The organism is Streptomyces sp. NPDC048295, from assembly GCF_040652135.1.
GTDB lineage: Bacteria > Actinomycetota > Actinomycetes > Streptomycetales > Streptomycetaceae > Streptomyces.
The window spans coordinates 73,346-89,482 of record NZ_JBEZLL010000012.1 but is presented as its reverse complement, the minus strand read 5'-3'; the positions used below and the strand labels follow the sequence as shown (position 1 = coordinate 89,482).

General features: G+C 70.8%; 13 protein-coding genes and 1 tRNA gene. 8 read left to right on the top strand and 6 right to left on the bottom strand.

Annotation, left to right across the window (positions count from 1 at the left end; translation table 11 throughout):
* Nucleotides 1-67: 67 nt before the first annotated feature.
* The 6 genes from AB0D53_RS19455 (at nt 68) to AB0D53_RS19430 (ending at nt 7,424) form a co-directional block, all read left to right on the top strand.
* Complete coding sequence (locus tag AB0D53_RS19455) at nt 68-760, top strand: FCD domain-containing protein (RefSeq protein WP_362447894.1); 693 nt, start codon at nt 68-70, stop codon at nt 758-760.
* 594 nt (nt 761-1,354) lie between these two features.
* Nucleotides 1,355-2,686: an extracellular solute-binding protein gene (locus tag AB0D53_RS19450; RefSeq protein ID WP_362447891.1), complete on the top strand. Its 1,332-nt coding sequence runs from the start codon at nt 1,355-1,357 to the stop codon at nt 2,684-2,686.
* Between the two features lie 124 nt (nt 2,687-2,810).
* Nucleotides 2,811-3,809, top strand: a complete 999-nt coding sequence (locus AB0D53_RS19445) for a sugar ABC transporter permease (RefSeq protein WP_362447888.1) — start codon at nt 2,811-2,813, stop codon at nt 3,807-3,809.
* A gap of 15 nt (nt 3,810-3,824) precedes the next feature.
* A complete protein-coding gene (locus AB0D53_RS19440) occupies nt 3,825-4,742 on the top strand; it encodes a carbohydrate ABC transporter permease (protein ID WP_362447885.1) in 918 nt (305 codons plus the stop codon).
* Nucleotides 4,743-4,804: 62 nt separating this feature from the next.
* Nucleotides 4,805-6,280 carry a GH1 family beta-glucosidase gene (locus AB0D53_RS19435; RefSeq protein ID WP_362447882.1) on the top strand — a complete coding sequence of 492 codons (1,476 nt, stop codon included), beginning with the start codon at nt 4,805-4,807 and terminating at the stop codon, nt 6,278-6,280.
* A 112-nt stretch (nt 6,281-6,392) separates the two neighbouring features.
* On the top strand, nt 6,393-7,424 hold the full coding sequence (locus tag AB0D53_RS19430; protein ID WP_362447879.1) for a LacI family DNA-binding transcriptional regulator: 1,032 nt from the start codon (nt 6,393-6,395) through the stop codon (nt 7,422-7,424).
* 81 nt (nt 7,425-7,505) lie between these two features.
* On the opposite strand, the gene AB0D53_RS19425 is transcribed toward AB0D53_RS19430, so the two are convergent.
* From AB0D53_RS19425 to AB0D53_RS19415, 3 genes are all read right to left on the bottom strand, one after another.
* Nucleotides 7,506-7,578, bottom strand: a tRNA-His gene (locus tag AB0D53_RS19425).
* Nucleotides 7,579-7,704: 126 nt separating this feature from the next.
* Nucleotides 7,705-8,307, bottom strand: coding sequence for an oligoribonuclease (gene orn / locus AB0D53_RS19420; RefSeq protein ID WP_362447876.1), 603 nt, complete (start codon nt 8,305-8,307; stop codon nt 7,705-7,707).
* Nucleotides 8,308-8,316: 9 nt separating this feature from the next.
* Nucleotides 8,317-9,552, bottom strand: coding sequence for a helix-turn-helix domain-containing protein (locus tag AB0D53_RS19415; RefSeq protein WP_362447873.1), 1,236 nt, complete (start codon nt 9,550-9,552; stop codon nt 8,317-8,319).
* A 959-nt stretch (nt 9,553-10,511) separates the two neighbouring features.
* Between AB0D53_RS19415 and AB0D53_RS19410 the strand changes: the two genes are divergently transcribed.
* Entirely contained in the window at nt 10,512-11,033 is a 522-nt protein-coding gene (locus AB0D53_RS19410) for a universal stress protein (protein ID WP_072489220.1), read from the top strand.
* Between the two features lie 150 nt (nt 11,034-11,183).
* Here AB0D53_RS19410 and glmS read toward each other — a convergent pair whose 3' ends face one another.
* The 3 genes from glmS to AB0D53_RS19395 all read right to left on the bottom strand — a co-directional run bounded on the left by glmS (nt 11,184) and on the right by AB0D53_RS19395 (nt 14,306).
* Complete coding sequence (glmS, locus tag AB0D53_RS19405) at nt 11,184-13,013, bottom strand: glutamine--fructose-6-phosphate transaminase (isomerizing) (RefSeq protein WP_362447869.1); 1,830 nt, start codon at nt 13,011-13,013, stop codon at nt 11,184-11,186.
* A gap of 43 nt (nt 13,014-13,056) precedes the next feature.
* Nucleotides 13,057-13,332 (bottom strand): hypothetical protein, encoded by a 276-nt coding sequence (locus AB0D53_RS19400; protein WP_072489218.1) that lies wholly within the window; start codon nt 13,330-13,332, stop codon nt 13,057-13,059.
* 86 nt (nt 13,333-13,418) lie between these two features.
* Nucleotides 13,419-14,306 carry a DUF4429 domain-containing protein gene (locus AB0D53_RS19395; protein WP_362447866.1) on the bottom strand — a complete coding sequence of 296 codons (888 nt, stop codon included), beginning with the start codon at nt 14,304-14,306 and terminating at the stop codon, nt 13,419-13,421.
* Nucleotides 14,307-14,441: 135 nt separating this feature from the next.
* Between AB0D53_RS19395 and AB0D53_RS19390 the strand changes: the two genes are divergently transcribed.
* Nucleotides 14,442-16,067, top strand: a complete 1,626-nt coding sequence (locus AB0D53_RS19390; RefSeq protein WP_362447863.1) for a beta-N-acetylhexosaminidase — start codon at nt 14,442-14,444, stop codon at nt 16,065-16,067.
* Nucleotides 16,068-16,137 lie beyond the last annotated feature (70 nt).

Genomic DNA, 16,137 nt, shown 5'->3' with positions numbered 1-16,137 from the left:
CGCTGTGCGTCATGGCCGGTAGAGTAGCCACAGATGAAGTCCTCAGACAACCTGACAGGTGAATGCGGTGTCCTCGCTCGGTCCACTCCGTCCCAGCCCTCTGGTCGAACAGGCCGCCGACCATCTGCGCGAGCAGATCACCGAGGGGCGCTGGCCGGTCGGCACGCGGATTCCCGGCGAGACGACCCTGGCCAGGACGCTCGGCGTGGGCCGCTCCACGGTCCGTGAGGCGGTGCGCACCCTGGCCACGCTCGGCCTGCTCCAGTCCCGTCAGGGCGCGGGTGTCTTCGTCATCGCCGACCGGGTGACGGAGGACTGGCCGGCCCGGCTGAGCCGGGCCGCGGTCACCGACGTGTACGAGGTGCGCATGCTGATCGAGGTCCAGGCCGCCCGGCTGGCCGCGCGGCGCCGTACGGACGAGGACCTGGCCGCCCTGGACGCGGCGCTCTCCGCGCGCCGGGCGGCGGGAGCCGGGGGAGACGCGGAGTTCGTGGACGCGGACATCGTGCTGCACCGGACCGTGGTGGCCGCGGCCCACAACCCCGTACTCACCGATCTCTTCGGCGAGTTCGCACCCGTGCTGCGGCAGGGGCTCGTCGACCTCGTGGAACTGCTCGGCCTGCGCCGCGAGGACCCGGGGCACGGCGATGCCGCCCATGACGCGCTGGTACGGGCCGTGGTCGCCGGGGACGCGGAGTCGGCGGGCCGGGTCGCGCAGGCCGAACTCGAAGCCACGCTGGCCCGGTTGCGGGCGGTGTAGGGCGGTGTAGGGCGGGCCGGGCGCGAAGTCATGCGCCGGCCCGGCTGCCGCCGGCGTGGGGCGGCCTAATTCCAGGGGCGGGGGAGAACGGCTTCGGAGAGAGAAGGCGGGTGTGCCCCCGACCGCCCCGCCGCAGGGCACCCCGTTCACCTTCCGGTGTGCGGGCCGGTGTGAACCGCGGATGACGAGAACCGCTCCCGAAGGCGGGCGCGGATGAGCGGTCCCGGGCGACCGGCGGGGCGCGTCCCGCCCGCCACGGCTCCGACCTGCGCTTTCCGCGAGAGACGTGAAATTCCGGGCAGCGTATACGGGTTGTGGCAAGACCCCGGCGGGACACGGTCCCGTGACTTGCCGGACACGCTCGGGCAACGGAAGCGTCTTCAACTCTTGACACCCACCCCTTCGAGGCAGGAACCTTCCGACATCGACGCATGGGAGCGCTCCCACATCGGACGGTCCTCCGCCCGAACGGCACTGCCCGCGCCCTCCCCCCCTCTGAGTCACGCGGCACCCGCACCCACCGACCACCCCGCCGCGCAGTCAGAACGCCCAGCCCCACCCCGGAACGTCCCACCCGGAACAAGGAGTAGTGGAATGCGCATCACCCGCACCGTCGCCGGACGGAGCCGCAGAGCCGCGGTTCTGGCCACCACGGGCCTGACGGCCTCGGCCCTGTTGCTGACCGGCTGCAGCAGCGACTCGGACTCTTCGGGCAGCACGGGCCCCGACGCGAACGGGAACATCACGCTGACCGTCGCCGACTTCGGGCAGTTCGGCTACAAGGAGGCCGGGCTCTTCGCCAAGTACCACGAGCTGCACCCGAACATCACGGTCAAGGAGGACGCCACCGCCGACGAGAAGATCTACTACCCCAAGCTGCTCCAGCAGCTGAACTCGGGCAGCGGTCTCGCCGACATCCAGGGCATCGAGGTCGGCCGGATCAAGGAGATCGCCGACACCAAGGCGGACTCCTTCGTCGACCTCGGCAAGGTGATCGACGTGAACGACTGGGTCTCCTGGAAGGCGAAGCAGGCCACCGCGCCCAGCGGCGCGGTGATCGGCGCGGGCACCGACATCGGCCCGATGTCCCTCTGCTACAACACCGAGCTGTTCAAGAAGGCCGGTCTGCCGACCGACCGCACGGAGGTCGCCAAGAAGGTCGCGGGCGGCTGGGAGGACTACATCAAGCTCGGTGAGGAGTACAAGAAGAAGGCCCCCGCGGGGACGTACTTCATGGACTCCGCGAGCGCCATGTTCAACGCGGTCGTGAGCTCGAACGCCGAGCAGTACTACGACGCGAGCGGCAAGCCCGTCTACAAGGAGAGCTCCAGCGTCCAGCAGGGCTGGAACCTGGCCGCCGAGGTCGCCTCCAAGAAGCTCTCCCAGGGTCTCGCCCAGTTCGACACCAACACCTGGGTCCCCGCGCTGCGCAAGGGCACCATCGCCACCGTGGCCTGCCCCGCGTGGATGGCCGGCCAGATCTCGGCCAACGCCGGTGAGGCCAACAAGGGCAAGTGGGACATCACCACTGCACCCGGTGCGACCGCCGCCAACTGGGGCGGCTCCTTCCTCGCCGTGCCCAAGTCGGGCAAGAACGTCGAGGAGGCCGGCAAGCTCGTGAAGTGGCTGACCGCGCCCGAGCAGCAGGCCGCGGTGTTCAAGGCGATCGGCGTCTTCCCGTCCAACAAGGGCGCGTACGAACTGCCGGACGTGAAGAACGCGAAGCTCCCGTACTTCAACGACGCCCCGATCGGACAGATCTACGCCGACGAGGCCAAGACCATCCCCGAGGCGGTGCTCGGCCCGAAGGACGGCGTCATCAAGGACACCATCTCCACCCAGATCACCAACATGGAGCAGCGCGGCACCAGCCCCGACAAGGCGTGGAAGGCCGCGACCGACGCGATCGACAAGGCGATCGGCTGACCGCCGCCGGTGCGGGCGGCCCCCGAGGCCGCCCGCACCGGCACGCACCCCCCGGCCCGACCGCCCCGGCCCCGCGCCCATGCCTCGCCGGCGCGCCCCCTCACTCAGGGAAGGACTCCCGCCCGTGGCCACCTCGACCCCCGCCCGGGACGCATTCGCCCCGCCGCCCGGCGGCTCCCCGCACCCGGCGGCCCCGTCCCGCCGGCAGAACTGGCGCAGCCGGCTGTGGCGGTTCGACGACAAGGCGTCGCCGTACGCCTACATAGCCCCGTTCTTCCTCGTCTTCGGCGCCTTCGGCCTCTACCCGCTGCTCTACACCGGGTGGATCGCTTTGCACCGGGTGGAGATGACCGGCCTGAACCAGATGGAGTGGGTCGGCTGGGAGAACTTCGACAAGATCCTGCACGACGCGGAGTTCTGGACGGCCGTCACCAACACCTTCCTGATCGGTGTGATGTCGACGGTCCCGCAACTGCTCGTCGCCCTGGGCCTGGCCCATCTGCTGAACTACCGGCTCCGCGCCAGCACCTTCTGGCGGACGGTCGTCCTCACCCCGTACGCCACCTCGGTGGCCTCCGCCGCCCTCGTCTTCGCCCTGGTCTTCCGGGCCGACGGCGGCCTGCTGAACTGGCTGCTGCACTTCGTCGGGCTCGGCGACACCAACTGGGCCAACGGACACTGGACTTCGAAGATCGCGATCTCCGTCATCGTCATCTGGCGCTGGACCGGTTACAACGCCCTGATCTACCTGGCCGCCATGCAGGCCGTACCCGCCGACCTGTACGAGGCGGCGTCGCTGGACGGCGCGTCGCGCTGGCAGCAGTTCCGCAAGGTGACCATCCCCTCGCTGCGGCCCACGATCCTCTTCACGATCGTCATCTCGACCATCGGCTCCATGCAGCTGTTCGGCGAGCCGCTGCTGCTGGAGGGCGGCAGGCTCGGAGCCACCGGCGGCAACGAGAATCAGTACGAGACGCTCAGCGTCTACCTCTACAACTACGGCTGGAATCTCGGGCATCTCGGTCCGGCCGCCGCAGTGGCCTGGGCGATGCTCGCCCTCCTGCTGATCATCGCCGCGGTCAACTGGCTCATCGGCCGCTTCGTACGCACATCCGCGGTCTGACCGGGAGCGAATTCCATGACCATGACCAGTACCGCCGAAGCCCCGGAAGCCGCCGTCCCGCCCGCCCGCCGACGGGACACGGGCCGCCCGAGCAGGTTCAGGCCGGGCGCGGGCAAGCAGTTGCAGGGCGGCCCGTTCGCCTACATCGCCCTGGCCGTCGTCGGCATCGGCTCGCTGCTGCCGCTCTACTGGACGCTGGTGGCCGCGTCCCACACCCAGGACGAAGTCCTCGCCACCACACCGCCGTTCCTGCCCGGCGGGCGACTGATGCACAACCTCGACGCGGCCTGGAACCAGGCACACCTCGGCAAGGCGATCGTCAACAGCTTCCTCGTCGCCGGCTGCATCACGGCGGCGACGCTCTTCTTCTGCACCCTGGCCGGCTACGCCTTCGCCAAGATGCGGTTCAGGGGCCGCGGCGCGCTGATGACCGGCGTCATCGCCACCCTCACGATCCCGCCGCAGCTCAGTGTCGTCCCGCTCTTCATGATGATGTCCGACATCGGCTGGGGCGGGCAGCTGGAGTCGGTGATCTTCCCGACCCTGGTGAGCGCCTTCGGGGTGTTCTTCATGCGGCAGTACCTGAGCGAGGCGCTGCCTTACGAACTCATCGAGGCCGCCAGGATCGACGGTGCGAACAACTTCCGCATCGTGCGCAGCGTGGTCCTGCCGGTGGCCCGCCCCGCCATGATGGTGCTGGGGATGCTCACCTTCGTGCAGGCGTGGAACGACTTCTTCTGGCCCTACCTCGCCCTCAACCAGCAGAACCCCACGCTCCAGGTGGCCCTCGGCCAGCTGAGCGCCTCGTACACCCCCGACCAGAGCATCGTGATGGCCGGCGCGCTGATCAGCACGCTGCCGCTGCTCGTGGTGTTCGTGATCTTCGGCAAGCGGATCGTCGGCGGGATCATGTCCGGCGCCGTCAAGGGCTGACACCGCGTCACCCGCTTCTCTCCTGCCCGTCCCTGTCCGACCACCCCTGGGAGCGCTCCCGCATGACTGCCGTACGACCCGAAACCGCCCCGAAGGCCGCACCCGAGGCAACGGAATTCCCGCCCGGCTTCGTCTGGGGCGCGGCCACGGCCGCCTACCAGATCGAGGGCGCCGCGGCCGAGGACGGCCGCACCCCGTCCATCTGGGACACCTTCAGCCGCACTCCGGGCAAGGTCCGAAACGGTGACACCGGAGACATCGCCGCCGACCACTACCACCGCTACCGCGACGACGTGGCGCTGATGAAGCAACTCGGCCTGACGGCCTACCGCTTCTCCGTCTCCTGGCCCCGGGTGCAGCCCACCGGCCGCGGCCCCGCCGTCGAACGCGGCCTGGACTTCTACCGCAGGCTCGTCGACGAGCTCCTCGAAGCGGGCATCGCACCCGTCGCCACCCTCTACCACTGGGACCTGCCCCAGGACCTGGAGGACGCGGGCGGCTGGCCCCAGCGGGAGACCGCCGAACGCTTCGCCGACTACGCCGACATCATGGCCGGAGCCCTCGGCGACCGCGTCGGCACCTGGACCACCCTCAACGAGCCGTGGTGCTCGGCCTTCCTCGGCTACGGCTCCGGCGTGCACGCCCCCGGCCGCACCGAGCCCGCCGCCGCGCTCCGCGCCGCCCACCACCTCAACCTCGCCCACGGCCGGGCGACCGGGATCCTGCGCGACCGTCTCCCCGCCACCGCGCAGATCTCGGTCACCCTCAACCTCCACCACGTCCGCCCGCTGACCGGCGGCGAGGCCGACGCGGACGCCGCCCGCCGGATCGACGCGGTGGGCAACCGGGTCTTCACCGGTCCGATGCTGCGCGGCGCGTACCCGGAGGACCTGATCGCCGACACCGGGCACCTGGTGGACTGGGGACAGCTGGTCCAGGACGGCGACCTGGCCGCCATCTCCAGCCCGGTCGACCTCCTGGGCGTGAACTACTACACACCCACCCTGGTCTCCACCCCGGCCGACGGCACCGGCGACTCCCGCGACGACGGACACGGCAACAGCGACCACTCCCCGTGGCCCGGCTCCGAGCACGTCGCCTTCCACCTCGCCGAGGGCCGCAAGCGCACCGCGATGAACTGGGCGATCGACCCCGACGGGCTGTACGAGCTGCTCACCGACGTCTCCCGCGCCCACCCCGGCCTGCCGCTCATGGTCACCGAGAACGGCGCCGCCTTCGACGACTACGTCTCGCCCGAGGGACGGGTGGCGGACCCCGAGCGCATCGAGTACCTGCACGGCCACCTCGACGCCATCCGGCGGGCCGCGGCCGACGGGGTGGACGTCCGCGGCTACTTCCTCTGGTCCCTGATGGACAACTTCGAGTGGGCGTACGGATACTCCAAGCGCTTCGGCGCCGTCTACGTCGACTACGCCACCCAGCGCCGCGTCCCCAAGGCGAGCGCCCACTGGTACGCCGACGTCATCCGTCGGCACGCCCTGCCCCCGGCCGCGTCCCCGGCCGCCGGCCTCGGCTGACCGAACGCTTCACCACCCGGACCCGGCCGCCCGCGGCCGGGTCCCCGGCGTTCCCCCACGCTTGGGTTTGCCCATCCGGCTGTGAGAAATTGACCGCGAACGGGAGGCAGCCATGACGGCAGCGCGAGTACGGAGCGGTGGCCGGCCCACGCTCGAAGAGGTCGCGGCACGGGCAGGGGTGGGGCGAGGCACGGCCTCACGGGTCATCAACGGCTCACCACGGGTCAGCGCGCACACCCGCGAGGCGGTGGAGGCGGCCGTCGCCGAGCTGGGCTACGTACCCAATCGCGCGGCCCGCGCGCTCGCCGCGAACCGCACGGACGCGATCGCCCTGGTGGTGCCCGAGCCGGAGACCCGCTTCTTCGCCGAGCCGTACTTCTCCGACATCGTCCGCGGTGTCGGCGCGGCGCTCGCCGACACCGACATGCAGCTGCTGCTCACCCTCGTCGGCAACGACCGCGAGCGCCGCCGGCTGGCCCAGTACCTGACCGCGCACCGCGTCGACGGGGTGCTGCTGGTCTCGGTCCACGCCGACGACCCGCTGCCGGACCTGCTGGAGCAGCTCGGCATGCCGGCCGTGATGAGCGGCCGCAGACGGTCCTCCGAGACGCTCGCCTCGGTCGACTCCGACAACTTCGCCGGCGCCGGCGCCGCGGTCGGCCATCTCGTCTCCGGGGGGCGCCGCGCCATCGCCACGATCACCGGGCCCCGGGACGTCTACGGCGCGCAGCGCCGCCTCGACGGCTACCGCGAGGCGCTGAGCCGGGCCGGTCTCGAAGCGGACGAGCGGCTGATCGCCCCGGCCGACTTCACCGAGGAGGGCGGTGCGCAAGCCATGCGCGAGCTGCTCGCCCGCCGCCCCGACGTCGACGCGGTCTTCGCCGCGTCCGACGTGATGGCCGCGGGCGCCCGCCAGGTGCTGCGCGAGGCCGGCCGGCGCATCCCGGACGACGTGGCCCTCATCGGCTTCGACGACTCGGCGGTGGCCCGCCACATGGACCCGGCCCTCACCAGCGTGCGCCAGCCGATCGAGGAGATGGGCCGCACCATGGCCCGCGTACTGCTCAAGGAGATCGCGAGCGAGAACCAGGAGCGCCCGCAGATCGTGCTCCCCACCGAACTGGTCGTCCGCGACTCGTCGTGACGGCCGTCACACGGCCGCCCGCTGAGGAGGGCTCAGACACGGGAAGGGCCCCGGTCCGAAGACCGGGGCCCTTCCCTTCAGGGTGAGTAACGGGACTCGAACCCGCGACATCCTGGACCACAACCAGGTGCTCTACCATCTGAGCTATACCCACCATGCCCGGTCTTTTTCTGACCGGCCGAGAAAAAGTGTACAGGGTCCGAGAGGGTGCTCGCTCCCCAGTTGTTCAGCCGCCGGCCCCACCCCCCGAAAGGGCTATGACCAGCGGCTTCACAAGGTCCTACGGCGCGGGCGGCGCGACGTGCGCCGCGATGGTCTTCGCGCGCTCCGAGTCCGGGCCGGGCTGCGGTACGAAGACCGCCTCGCGGTAGTAGCGCAGCTCGGTGATCGAGTCACGGATGTCCGCGAGCGCCCGGTGGTTGCCGTTCTTGGCCGGACTGTTGAAGTACGCCCGCGGGTACCAGCGGCGCGCCAGCTCCTTGATCGAGGAGACATCGACGATCCGGTAGTGGAGGTAGCCCTCCAGGGCCGCCATGTCCCGCGCCAGGAAACCGCGGTCGGTGGAGACGGAGTTCCCGCAGAGCGGGGCCTTGCCGGGCTCCTTCACATGCTCGCGGACGTAGTTCAGCACCTGGGCCTCGGCGTCGGCCAGGGTGGTGCCCCCGGCCAGCTCGTCGAGGAGGCCCGAGGCGGTGTGCATCTGCCGCACCACCTCGGGCATGGTCTCCAGGGCCGCGTCCGGCGGGCGGATCACGATGTCCACCCCTTCACCGAGCACGTTCAGCTCCGAGTCGGTGACCAGCGCGGCCACCTCGATGAGTGCGTCTTCCGTCAACGAGAGCCCGGTCATCTCGCAGTCGATCCACACCATGCGATCGTTCATGGCCCCACCCTACGGGGCACTCCGTTGCCCCGGCAGGGTCGGGCGTCCGGTCGTGTACGCGTCGGGGCCGGGTTTCCCCTGCTCCGACTGGACCGGGCCGGTCGTCGACGACGTGATGACATGCGGTCCCGGCGGGGTCGCCGCGGCAGCGGCACGCCGGATCGCCGCGTTGCCCTGGGCGGGCACGACGGGCTCGGTCACCGTGGCCACGGGCTCCGCGCCACCGCTCTGCGGACGGCGGGCCCGGTAGGCGGCCCGGTACGCGGCGGGGGAGGAGCCCAGCTGACGCCGGAAGTGTCCGCGCAGCGCGACCGGCGAGCGGAAGCCGCAGCGGCCCGCCACCTCGTCGACCGAGTACTCGGACGTCTCCAGCAGCCGCTGCGCCTGCAGCACCCGCTGGGTGATCAGCCACTGGAGCGGTGCGCTGCCGGTGAGCGAACGGAACCTGCGGTCGAAGGTCCGCCTGCTCATGTACGCGCGCGCGGCCAGCGTCTCCACGTCGAACTGCTCGTGGAGGTGCTCCAGCGCCCAGGCCACGACCTCGGCGAGCGGGTCGGAGCCGATCTCCTCAGGTAAAGACCTGTCGAGGTAGCGCTCCTGACCGCCACTGCGCCGCGGCGGCACGACGAGCCGGCGGGCCAGTGCCCCGGCGGCCTCCGTGCCGTGGTCCGTGCGGACTATGTGCAGACAGAGATCGATCCCCGCCGCCGTCCCGGCGGAGGTGAGCACATCGCCGTCGTCGACGAACAGCTCACGCGGATCGACGTGGACCGACGGGTAGCGCTTGGCCAGCGTCGGTGCGTACATCCAGTGTGTGGTCGCCGGGCGGCCGTCCAGCAGGCCGGCGGCGGCGAGCACGAACGCGCCGGTGCACAGACCGACGATGCGTGCGCCCTCCTCGTGGGCGCGGCGCAGCGCCTCCAGCGCCTCGGCGGGCGGCGGCGAGGTGATCGAACGCCAGGCGGGCACCACGACGGTGCCGGCCCTGCTGATCGCCTCCAGCCCGTAGGGCGCGGTGAGTTCGAGTCCCCCGGTGGTCCGCAGCGGCCCTTCCTCCCCGCCGCAGACGAGGAGTCGGTAGCGCGGAACTCCCGCGTCCTGGCGGTCGATTCCGAACACGGAGAGCGGGATCGAACTCTCGAAGATGGGGCCGCCGCTGAACAGCAGCACGGCGACGACTTCTCGTCGTCGACGGCCACTGAGCTTCCGTACGGCCTCCGTAACGGCGGCGGAGTCCTGGCTCATGACGCTAAGCCCCCCTCGGTGTTCGCGTCTCCCTGGTCCTTACGGGCCTGTCGCACCTGCACTGTTCCCCTCGGTCCTGCACGAGTTCCCCAGACTTCGATACCCAAGATCGAATCTACTGCGTCCCGTGGTGCCGGCGTGACAAGTTCACCAACCGGCGTTATGTCGACAAGGCAACTTGGCGGGATGCATTCGATCACGAAGCGTTTCATCCGGAGAGCGTGCAGGGAAGTGCGTCGTGCGTTCATGGCCCGTCCCCGTTGGGTGGAAGCGTACCGCGCGGTCTCTTCCTGCCTGGTGACAAGGGGGTTGATCGGCCATTTCGGCAAGGAATGGGCACGGGTATGAAGTTGGCTGAAAATAGATGGTTGTGCATACGTGATTCAGTCATTGAACCGGCGCACAACCCGGGTGATCAACCGCTTCTTTGCGCCCCCTGGGCAGGTCGGACGGCTGATCGTACGGAACGGCGTGATGGCAACCCGCAGCGACCGGATTCCGCCCGACGGGCCGGTGTCGGACCCCGGCCGGGAGGGCGCCGAGAACGGGGCGGACGGTCCGGAGCGGGCGCGGTGTGACTCCGGGGGGCCGAGAGGTCCGGATGCCGGCCCGGCGGTCGGTGACGGACCGGTGATCCACTCCGCGGCCGCCCCGGGGGTGCGGGGCCGCGCTCACGGTCCGGAGGGGCGGCGGACCGGGCTCGGTCCGGTCACCGAGGGCAGCCGTCCGGGCCCGCTGCGTCGGTGTACGGCACAAGCGGCATTGCCATACGGGTCAGCCTCGGGCATGCTCCGTGAAACGTCGCACGCGCTTTGCGCGGGTCTGGGCGGTGGAGGAGTGGCGCCGTACCCTTGGGGGTAAGGGGTTGGGAAGATGATTCCCGGACACCGCAACACCGCCCGCCGACGCACCTTCCCCACGTCGCTCTCCTCACGAGGACTCTCTTCGCCGAGACACCGATGGCCGGTCACGAAATCCCCGAACCCGCCGACCGCAAGCAGGTAGCCGACCCCATGTCGGACCCGCAGGCGGTCGAAGAAACACGCCACTCCTGCGATCCCGCGTTCCGCCACGGGGTCGTCGTCGGCTTCGACGGCTCGACCTCCAGCGAACGCGCTCTCGCCTATGCCATCGGGATGGCCCGAAGATCGGGTTCCGGCCTGATCATCGTCCATGTCGCCAACCGGCTGCCGACCACGGTCTGGGCAGGCTGCGAGCCGCCCGTCTTCGTGGATGTGCCCGACCACCGCACCGAGGTGCTCGGCCTGGAGCTCGCCTGCGCGGACTACCTCTCCGAGGTGCCCTGGGTGCTCGTCGAGCGGGGCGGGGACATCTGTCACGAGCTGGAGGAGGTCGGCCGGGAGTACTCGGCCGACGCCATCGTCGTCGGCTCCACGCACGGCATCGTCGGCCGCATCTTCGGTTCGGTGGCGGGGCGCCTCGCCCGGCGTGCGCAGCGCCCCGTCGTCGTCATCCCCTGATCCGCCGGACAGGCCCTGGGCCGGCTCTCGTTCGACATGGCGTCAACTCGCCCGCGTAAACCGGCAATTCATGCACTCGTCGGCTGTTTCGGGGCCGCCCCGCGCACGCGGTACAGCGTTTCGCGCGCCGGGGCGGCCCCGTGGACGGGCCTACTCGACGGTGACGGACTTCGCCAGGTTGCGCGGCTTGTCGATGTCACGGCCCATGGCCAGCGCCGTGTGGTACGCGAAGAGCTGGAGCGGGATGCCCATCAGGATCGGGTCCAGCTCGTTCTCGTTCTTCGGTACGACGATGGTGTGGTCGGCCTTCTCCTGCACCTGGTGGGCGACGGCGAGGATGCGGCCGCTGCGGGCCTTGATCTCCTCCATCGCGGCGCGGTTCTTCTCCAGCAGGTCGTCGTCCGGCACGATCGCGACCGTCGGCATCGCGGGCTCGATCAGCGCCAGTGGCCCGTGCTTCAGCTCGGAGGCCGGGTACGCCTCCGCGTGGATGTACGAGACCTCCTTGAGCTTGAGCGAGGCCTCCCGGGCGACGGGGTAGCCGCGCACCCGGCCGATGAACATCATCGACTTGGCGTCCGCGTACTCGGCCGCCATCTTCTTGATCTCGTCCTCGTTCGCCAGGATCTCGCTGATCTGGGCGGGCAGCCTGCGCAGCCCCTCGATGATCCGCTTGCCGTCGGCGACCGACAGGTCCCGGATCCGGCCCAGGTGCAGGGCGAGCAGCGCGAACGCGACGACCGTGTTGGTGAAGCACTTGGTGGAGACGACGCAGACCTCGGGGCCGGCGTGGACGTACGTACCGCCGTCCGCCTCCCGGGCGATCGCCGAACCCACCACGTTGACGACGCCGAGCACCCGGGCGCCCTTGCGCTTGAGCTCCTGGACGGCGGCCAGCACGTCGTACGTCTCGCCGGACTGGGAGACCGCGACGTACAGCGTGTCCGGGTCGACGACCGGGTTGCGGTAGCGGAACTCGGAGGCCGGCTCGGCGTCCGCGGGGATGCGGGCGAGCTCCTCGATCAGCTGGGCGCCGATCTGGCCCGCGTGGTACGAGGTGCCGCAGCCCAGGATCTTGATCCGGCGGACGCCGCGCGCCTCCCGGGCGTCCAGGTTGAGGCCGCCCAGGTGCACGGTGGCGAAACGGTCGTCGATCCGGCCGCGCAGCACCCGGTCGACGGCGTCGGCCTGCTCGGAGATCTCCTTGTGCATGTACGTGTCGTGGCCGCCCATGTCGTACGACTCGGCCTCCCACTCCACAGTGGTCGGCGTGGCCGTCGTGGACGAGCCCTCCGTGGTGTACGTACGGAAGTCGTCGGCCTTGAGGGTGGCCATCTCGCCGTCGTCCAGGGTGACCACCTGGCGGGTGTGGGCGACCAGCGCGGCGACGTCCGAGGCGACGAACATCTCCTTCTCGCCGATGCCGAGCACCACCGGGGAGCCGTTGCGGGCGACCACGATGCGGTCGTTGAAGTCGGCGTGCATGACCGCGATGCCGTAGGTGCCCTCGATGGAGCGCAGCGCCTCGCGGACCTTCTCCTCCAGGGTGTCCGCCTGGGCACGGGCGATCAGGTGGACCAGCACCTCGGTGTCGGTCTCGGAGAGGAAGACGACACCGTCGGCGACGAGCTTCGCACGGAGCTCGGAGGCGTTGTCGATGATGCCGTTGTGGACGACGGCGACCTTGTTCCCGGCGTCCAGGTGCGGGTGCGCGTTCTCGTCGCTCGGGGCGCCGTGGGTGGCCCAGCGGGTGTGGGCGATACCGGTGGTGCCGGTGAAACGCTTGGGGACGCGGGCCTCCAGCTCGCGGACCCGGCCCTTCGCCTTCACCATCCGCAGGGTGGCGGGCTTCCCGGCCGACGCCTTGCCGGTGATGACGATGCCCGCGGAGTCGTAACCCCGGTACTCCAGCCGCTGCAGCCCTTCCAGCAGCAGCGGAGCCACATCACGCTTCCCGATATATCCGACGATTCCGCACATAAAGTCTCTGCCCCTCCATCGACGTACCTGTGGTGCCCGTTGCTCAGCCGTAGACGATGCGGCGCAGCTGGCGGAGCGAGAGCTCCGGCGGCGCGACCGCGCGGTGCGGCAGCTCGGCCGCGATCCGCTCGAAGATCTCCGCGTTGACCAGGCCGCCGGACTGCAGTTCGCGGTGGCGGCGGCGGACGAAGTCGTCGGTCGTCTCGTCGAAGTACGCCAGCACATCGAGGATCACCCGGGCGGCTTCACCGCGCTGGAGCGCGGTGCTGCGCACCAGGTGGTCGATGAGGTCGTCATGCGACGGGCGGCGTTCGAGCACTCGTTGATATTGCGGCGGTCGGGGCGCTTACGCAACAATTCTGCCCGATATCGGGCAGGCTCGGATGTGATTGCGGTCTCGACCGCCTACAGGCGCTTGAGGACGGCCTGCTTGGCGGCGGTGAACTCGTCGTCGGTGAGGACCCCGGACCGGTGCAGTTCCCCCAGCTCGTGCAGTCGGCGCAGCAGCACGTCGTGATCGTCGTCGGCCGGTGCGGGGGGAGTGGCCGCTGCCGGGGCCGCGATCCCGGCAGGCGCGGGCGCGGGAGCCGGGCCCGGTGTGCCGGGCAGCCGGACCAGGACCGCCGCCGCGACCAGGACCGCCGTGTACTCCTTCTTGGACAGTCCCCACAGATCCAGCGAGTACGGGTCGTGCTCGGGCGCCGGGACCGGGCCCCCGCCGCGTACGAAGGTCAGGTGCCCGTTCTCCAGGCCGATGGAGGGCAGCCACCGCACGTCGGTCACCTCCGACACCGGGAACGCGACCGGACCGCCCGAGACCTTGGCCTCACCGGCCTTCCAGTTCCAGGTGAGACGGACGGTCTCCCCGTCGAACGAGGCCGTGCCGTCCCCGCCGCCGCCGGCGACCGGCACCGCCGGCCCCGGCAGCAGGAAGCCGTCCACCGCGCCGGTCGGCACCTGCTCGACCAGCAGCGCGCCGCGCACCTCGTCGACGAAGTACTCCGCCACCCCGTTGCGGTCCTTCTCCACGGCCAGCTGGTACGGGTCCGAGGCGCCCTTGAGTCGGCCGCCAGCCGCGCGCAGGACGGGGCACGCGCCATCGCGCAGCCGCAGTCGCAGCCGGCCGCCCTTGCGGTCCGGTTCGAAGGAGATGCCCGCCAACGCCCGCAGCGGGACCACGCATTCGCCCAGCTCCTGCCGGAGTGGATGGATGCCCTTGCCCCGGCCCGGCACGATCCGCACCGCTTCGCCGTCGAAGGTCCAGGTCCCGTCGCGCTGGATTATTTCCGCCATGCGGCAGATTCTCTCAGCCGCGGAACGGGGGAGTGGTCTACACCTTGACCATCCGTGAGGCGCACGATACGCATGGTGATGGTTCGGTTGCTCAGGAGACCCACAGGTGTGAACCCGTCGAAAGGGATCCGGCTCGTGAGACTGCACAGGACACAGCGCACCGCACTGCCCCGCCTCCTCGGCTCGCTGCTGCTCGTCACGGCGGCCGGGATCTCCGGTGTCGGCGCGGCACCGGGAGGAGCGGCGGCGAACAGCGGCCCGGCCGCCGCGCCCCGCCCGCTCGGCCAGATCGTGCCCGCCCCCGCCGAGGCGAAGCCCGGCGGCTCCCCGTACACCATCACCGCGGACACCAGGATCCGCGTCGACGGCTCCGGCGAGGCCCGCAGGGTCGGCGACTACCTCGCGGGCGTGCTGCGCCCGTCCACCGGATACCCGCTGCCCGTCACCGGCGATGCGGGCAACGGCATCCGGCTGCGCCTCGACCCCGGCAACGGCGCGCTGGGCGCCGAGGGCTACCGCCTGAAGTCCGGCCGGGGCTCCGTCACCATCACCGCCCGCGGCCCCGCGGGGCTCTTCCACGGTGTCCAGACGCTCCGTCAACTGCTCCCGGCCGACGTGGAGAAGAGGAGCATCCAGAAGGGTCCGTGGACGGTCGCGGGCGGCACGGTCACGGACACGCCGCGCTACGCGTACCGCAGCGCGATGCTCGACGTCTCCCGGCACTTCTTCTCCGTCGCCGAGGTCAAGCGCTACATCGACCAGCTCGCCCTCTACAAGATGAACAAGCTCCATCTGCATCTCTCCGACGACCAGGGCTGGCGGATCGCCATCGACTCCTGGCCGCGGCTCGCCACGTACGGCGGGCAGACGGAGGTCGGCGGCGGCCCCGGCGGCCACTACACGAAGAGCGACTACCGGGAGATCGTCCGTTACGCGGCCTCCCGCTACCTGGAGGTCGTGCCGGAGATCGACCTGCCCGGCCACACCAACGCCGCACTCGCCTCGTACGCGGAGCTGAACTGCGACGGGGTCGCGCCGCCGCTGTACACCGGCACCAGTGTCGGCTTCAGCTCGCTCTGCGTCCCGAAGGCGGTCACGTACGACTTCGTGGACGACGTGGTCCGTGAACTCGCCGCGCTCACCCCCGGCAAGTACCTCCACATCGGCGGCGACGAGGCGCACTCCACCAGCCATGAGGACTATGTGGCCTTCATGGACAAGGCGCAGGCCGTCGTCGGCAAGTACGGCAAGACCGTGATCGGCTGGCACCAGCTGACCGGGGGCACGCCGGTGAAGGGGGCGGTCGCCCAGTACTGGGGGTACGACAGGACGGGCGCCGCCGAGCGCGAGCAGGTCGCGGACGCCGCCGCGAACGGCACGAAGCTGGTGCTGTCCCCGGCCGACCGCAGCTACCTCGACATGAAGTACGACAAGGACACCGAGCTGGGCCTGGCCTGGGCCGGCTACGTCCCGGTGCGGCGCTCCTACGACTGGGACCCGGCGACGTACCTGGCCGGGGTCCCGGAGGACTCGGTGCTCGGCGTCGAGGCGCCGCTCTGGTCGGAGACCCTGACCGACAGTGACGAGATCGAGCAGATGGCGTTCCCCCGGCTCCCCGGGGTCGCGGAGCTCGGCTGGTCACCGGCGGCCACGCACGACTGGGACACGTACAAGGTGCGGCTGGGCGCACAGGGGCCGAGGCTCTCGGCGCTCGGCGTCCACTACTACCGGGCACCGGAGGTCCCCTGGGCCGCCGAGTGAGCCGACCGGGCCCGTCCGGCGACCGCGCGTCCCGGGCCGCCGGACGGGCCCGGTGCCCGCGCTCGTCCCC

What these genes read in the sequence shown, in the direction of transcription:
- AB0D53_RS19450 (WP_362447891.1), top strand. Translation starts at nt 1,355, where the DNA reads ATGCGCATCACCCGCACCGTCGCCGGACGGAGCCGCAGAGCCGCGGTT.
- AB0D53_RS19440 (WP_362447885.1), top strand. Translation starts at nt 3,825, where the DNA reads ATGACCATGACCAGTACCGCCGAAGCCCCGGAAGCCGCCGTCCCGCCC.
- AB0D53_RS19435 (WP_362447882.1), top strand. Translation starts at nt 4,805, where the DNA reads ATGACTGCCGTACGACCCGAAACCGCCCCGAAGGCCGCACCCGAGGCA.
- AB0D53_RS19430 (WP_362447879.1), top strand. Translation starts at nt 6,393, where the DNA reads ATGACGGCAGCGCGAGTACGGAGCGGTGGCCGGCCCACGCTCGAAGAG.
- orn (WP_362447876.1), bottom strand. Translation starts at nt 8,307, where the DNA reads ATGAACGATCGCATGGTGTGGATCGACTGCGAGATGACCGGGCTCTCG.
- AB0D53_RS19415 (WP_362447873.1), bottom strand. Translation starts at nt 9,552, where the DNA reads ATGAGCCAGGACTCCGCCGCCGTTACGGAGGCCGTACGGAAGCTCAGT.
- AB0D53_RS19410 (WP_072489220.1), top strand. Translation starts at nt 10,512, where the DNA reads ATGGCCGGTCACGAAATCCCCGAACCCGCCGACCGCAAGCAGGTAGCC.
- glmS (WP_362447869.1), bottom strand. Translation starts at nt 13,013, where the DNA reads ATGTGCGGAATCGTCGGATATATCGGGAAGCGTGATGTGGCTCCGCTG.
- AB0D53_RS19395 (WP_362447866.1), bottom strand. Translation starts at nt 14,306, where the DNA reads ATGGCGGAAATAATCCAGCGCGACGGGACCTGGACCTTCGACGGCGAA.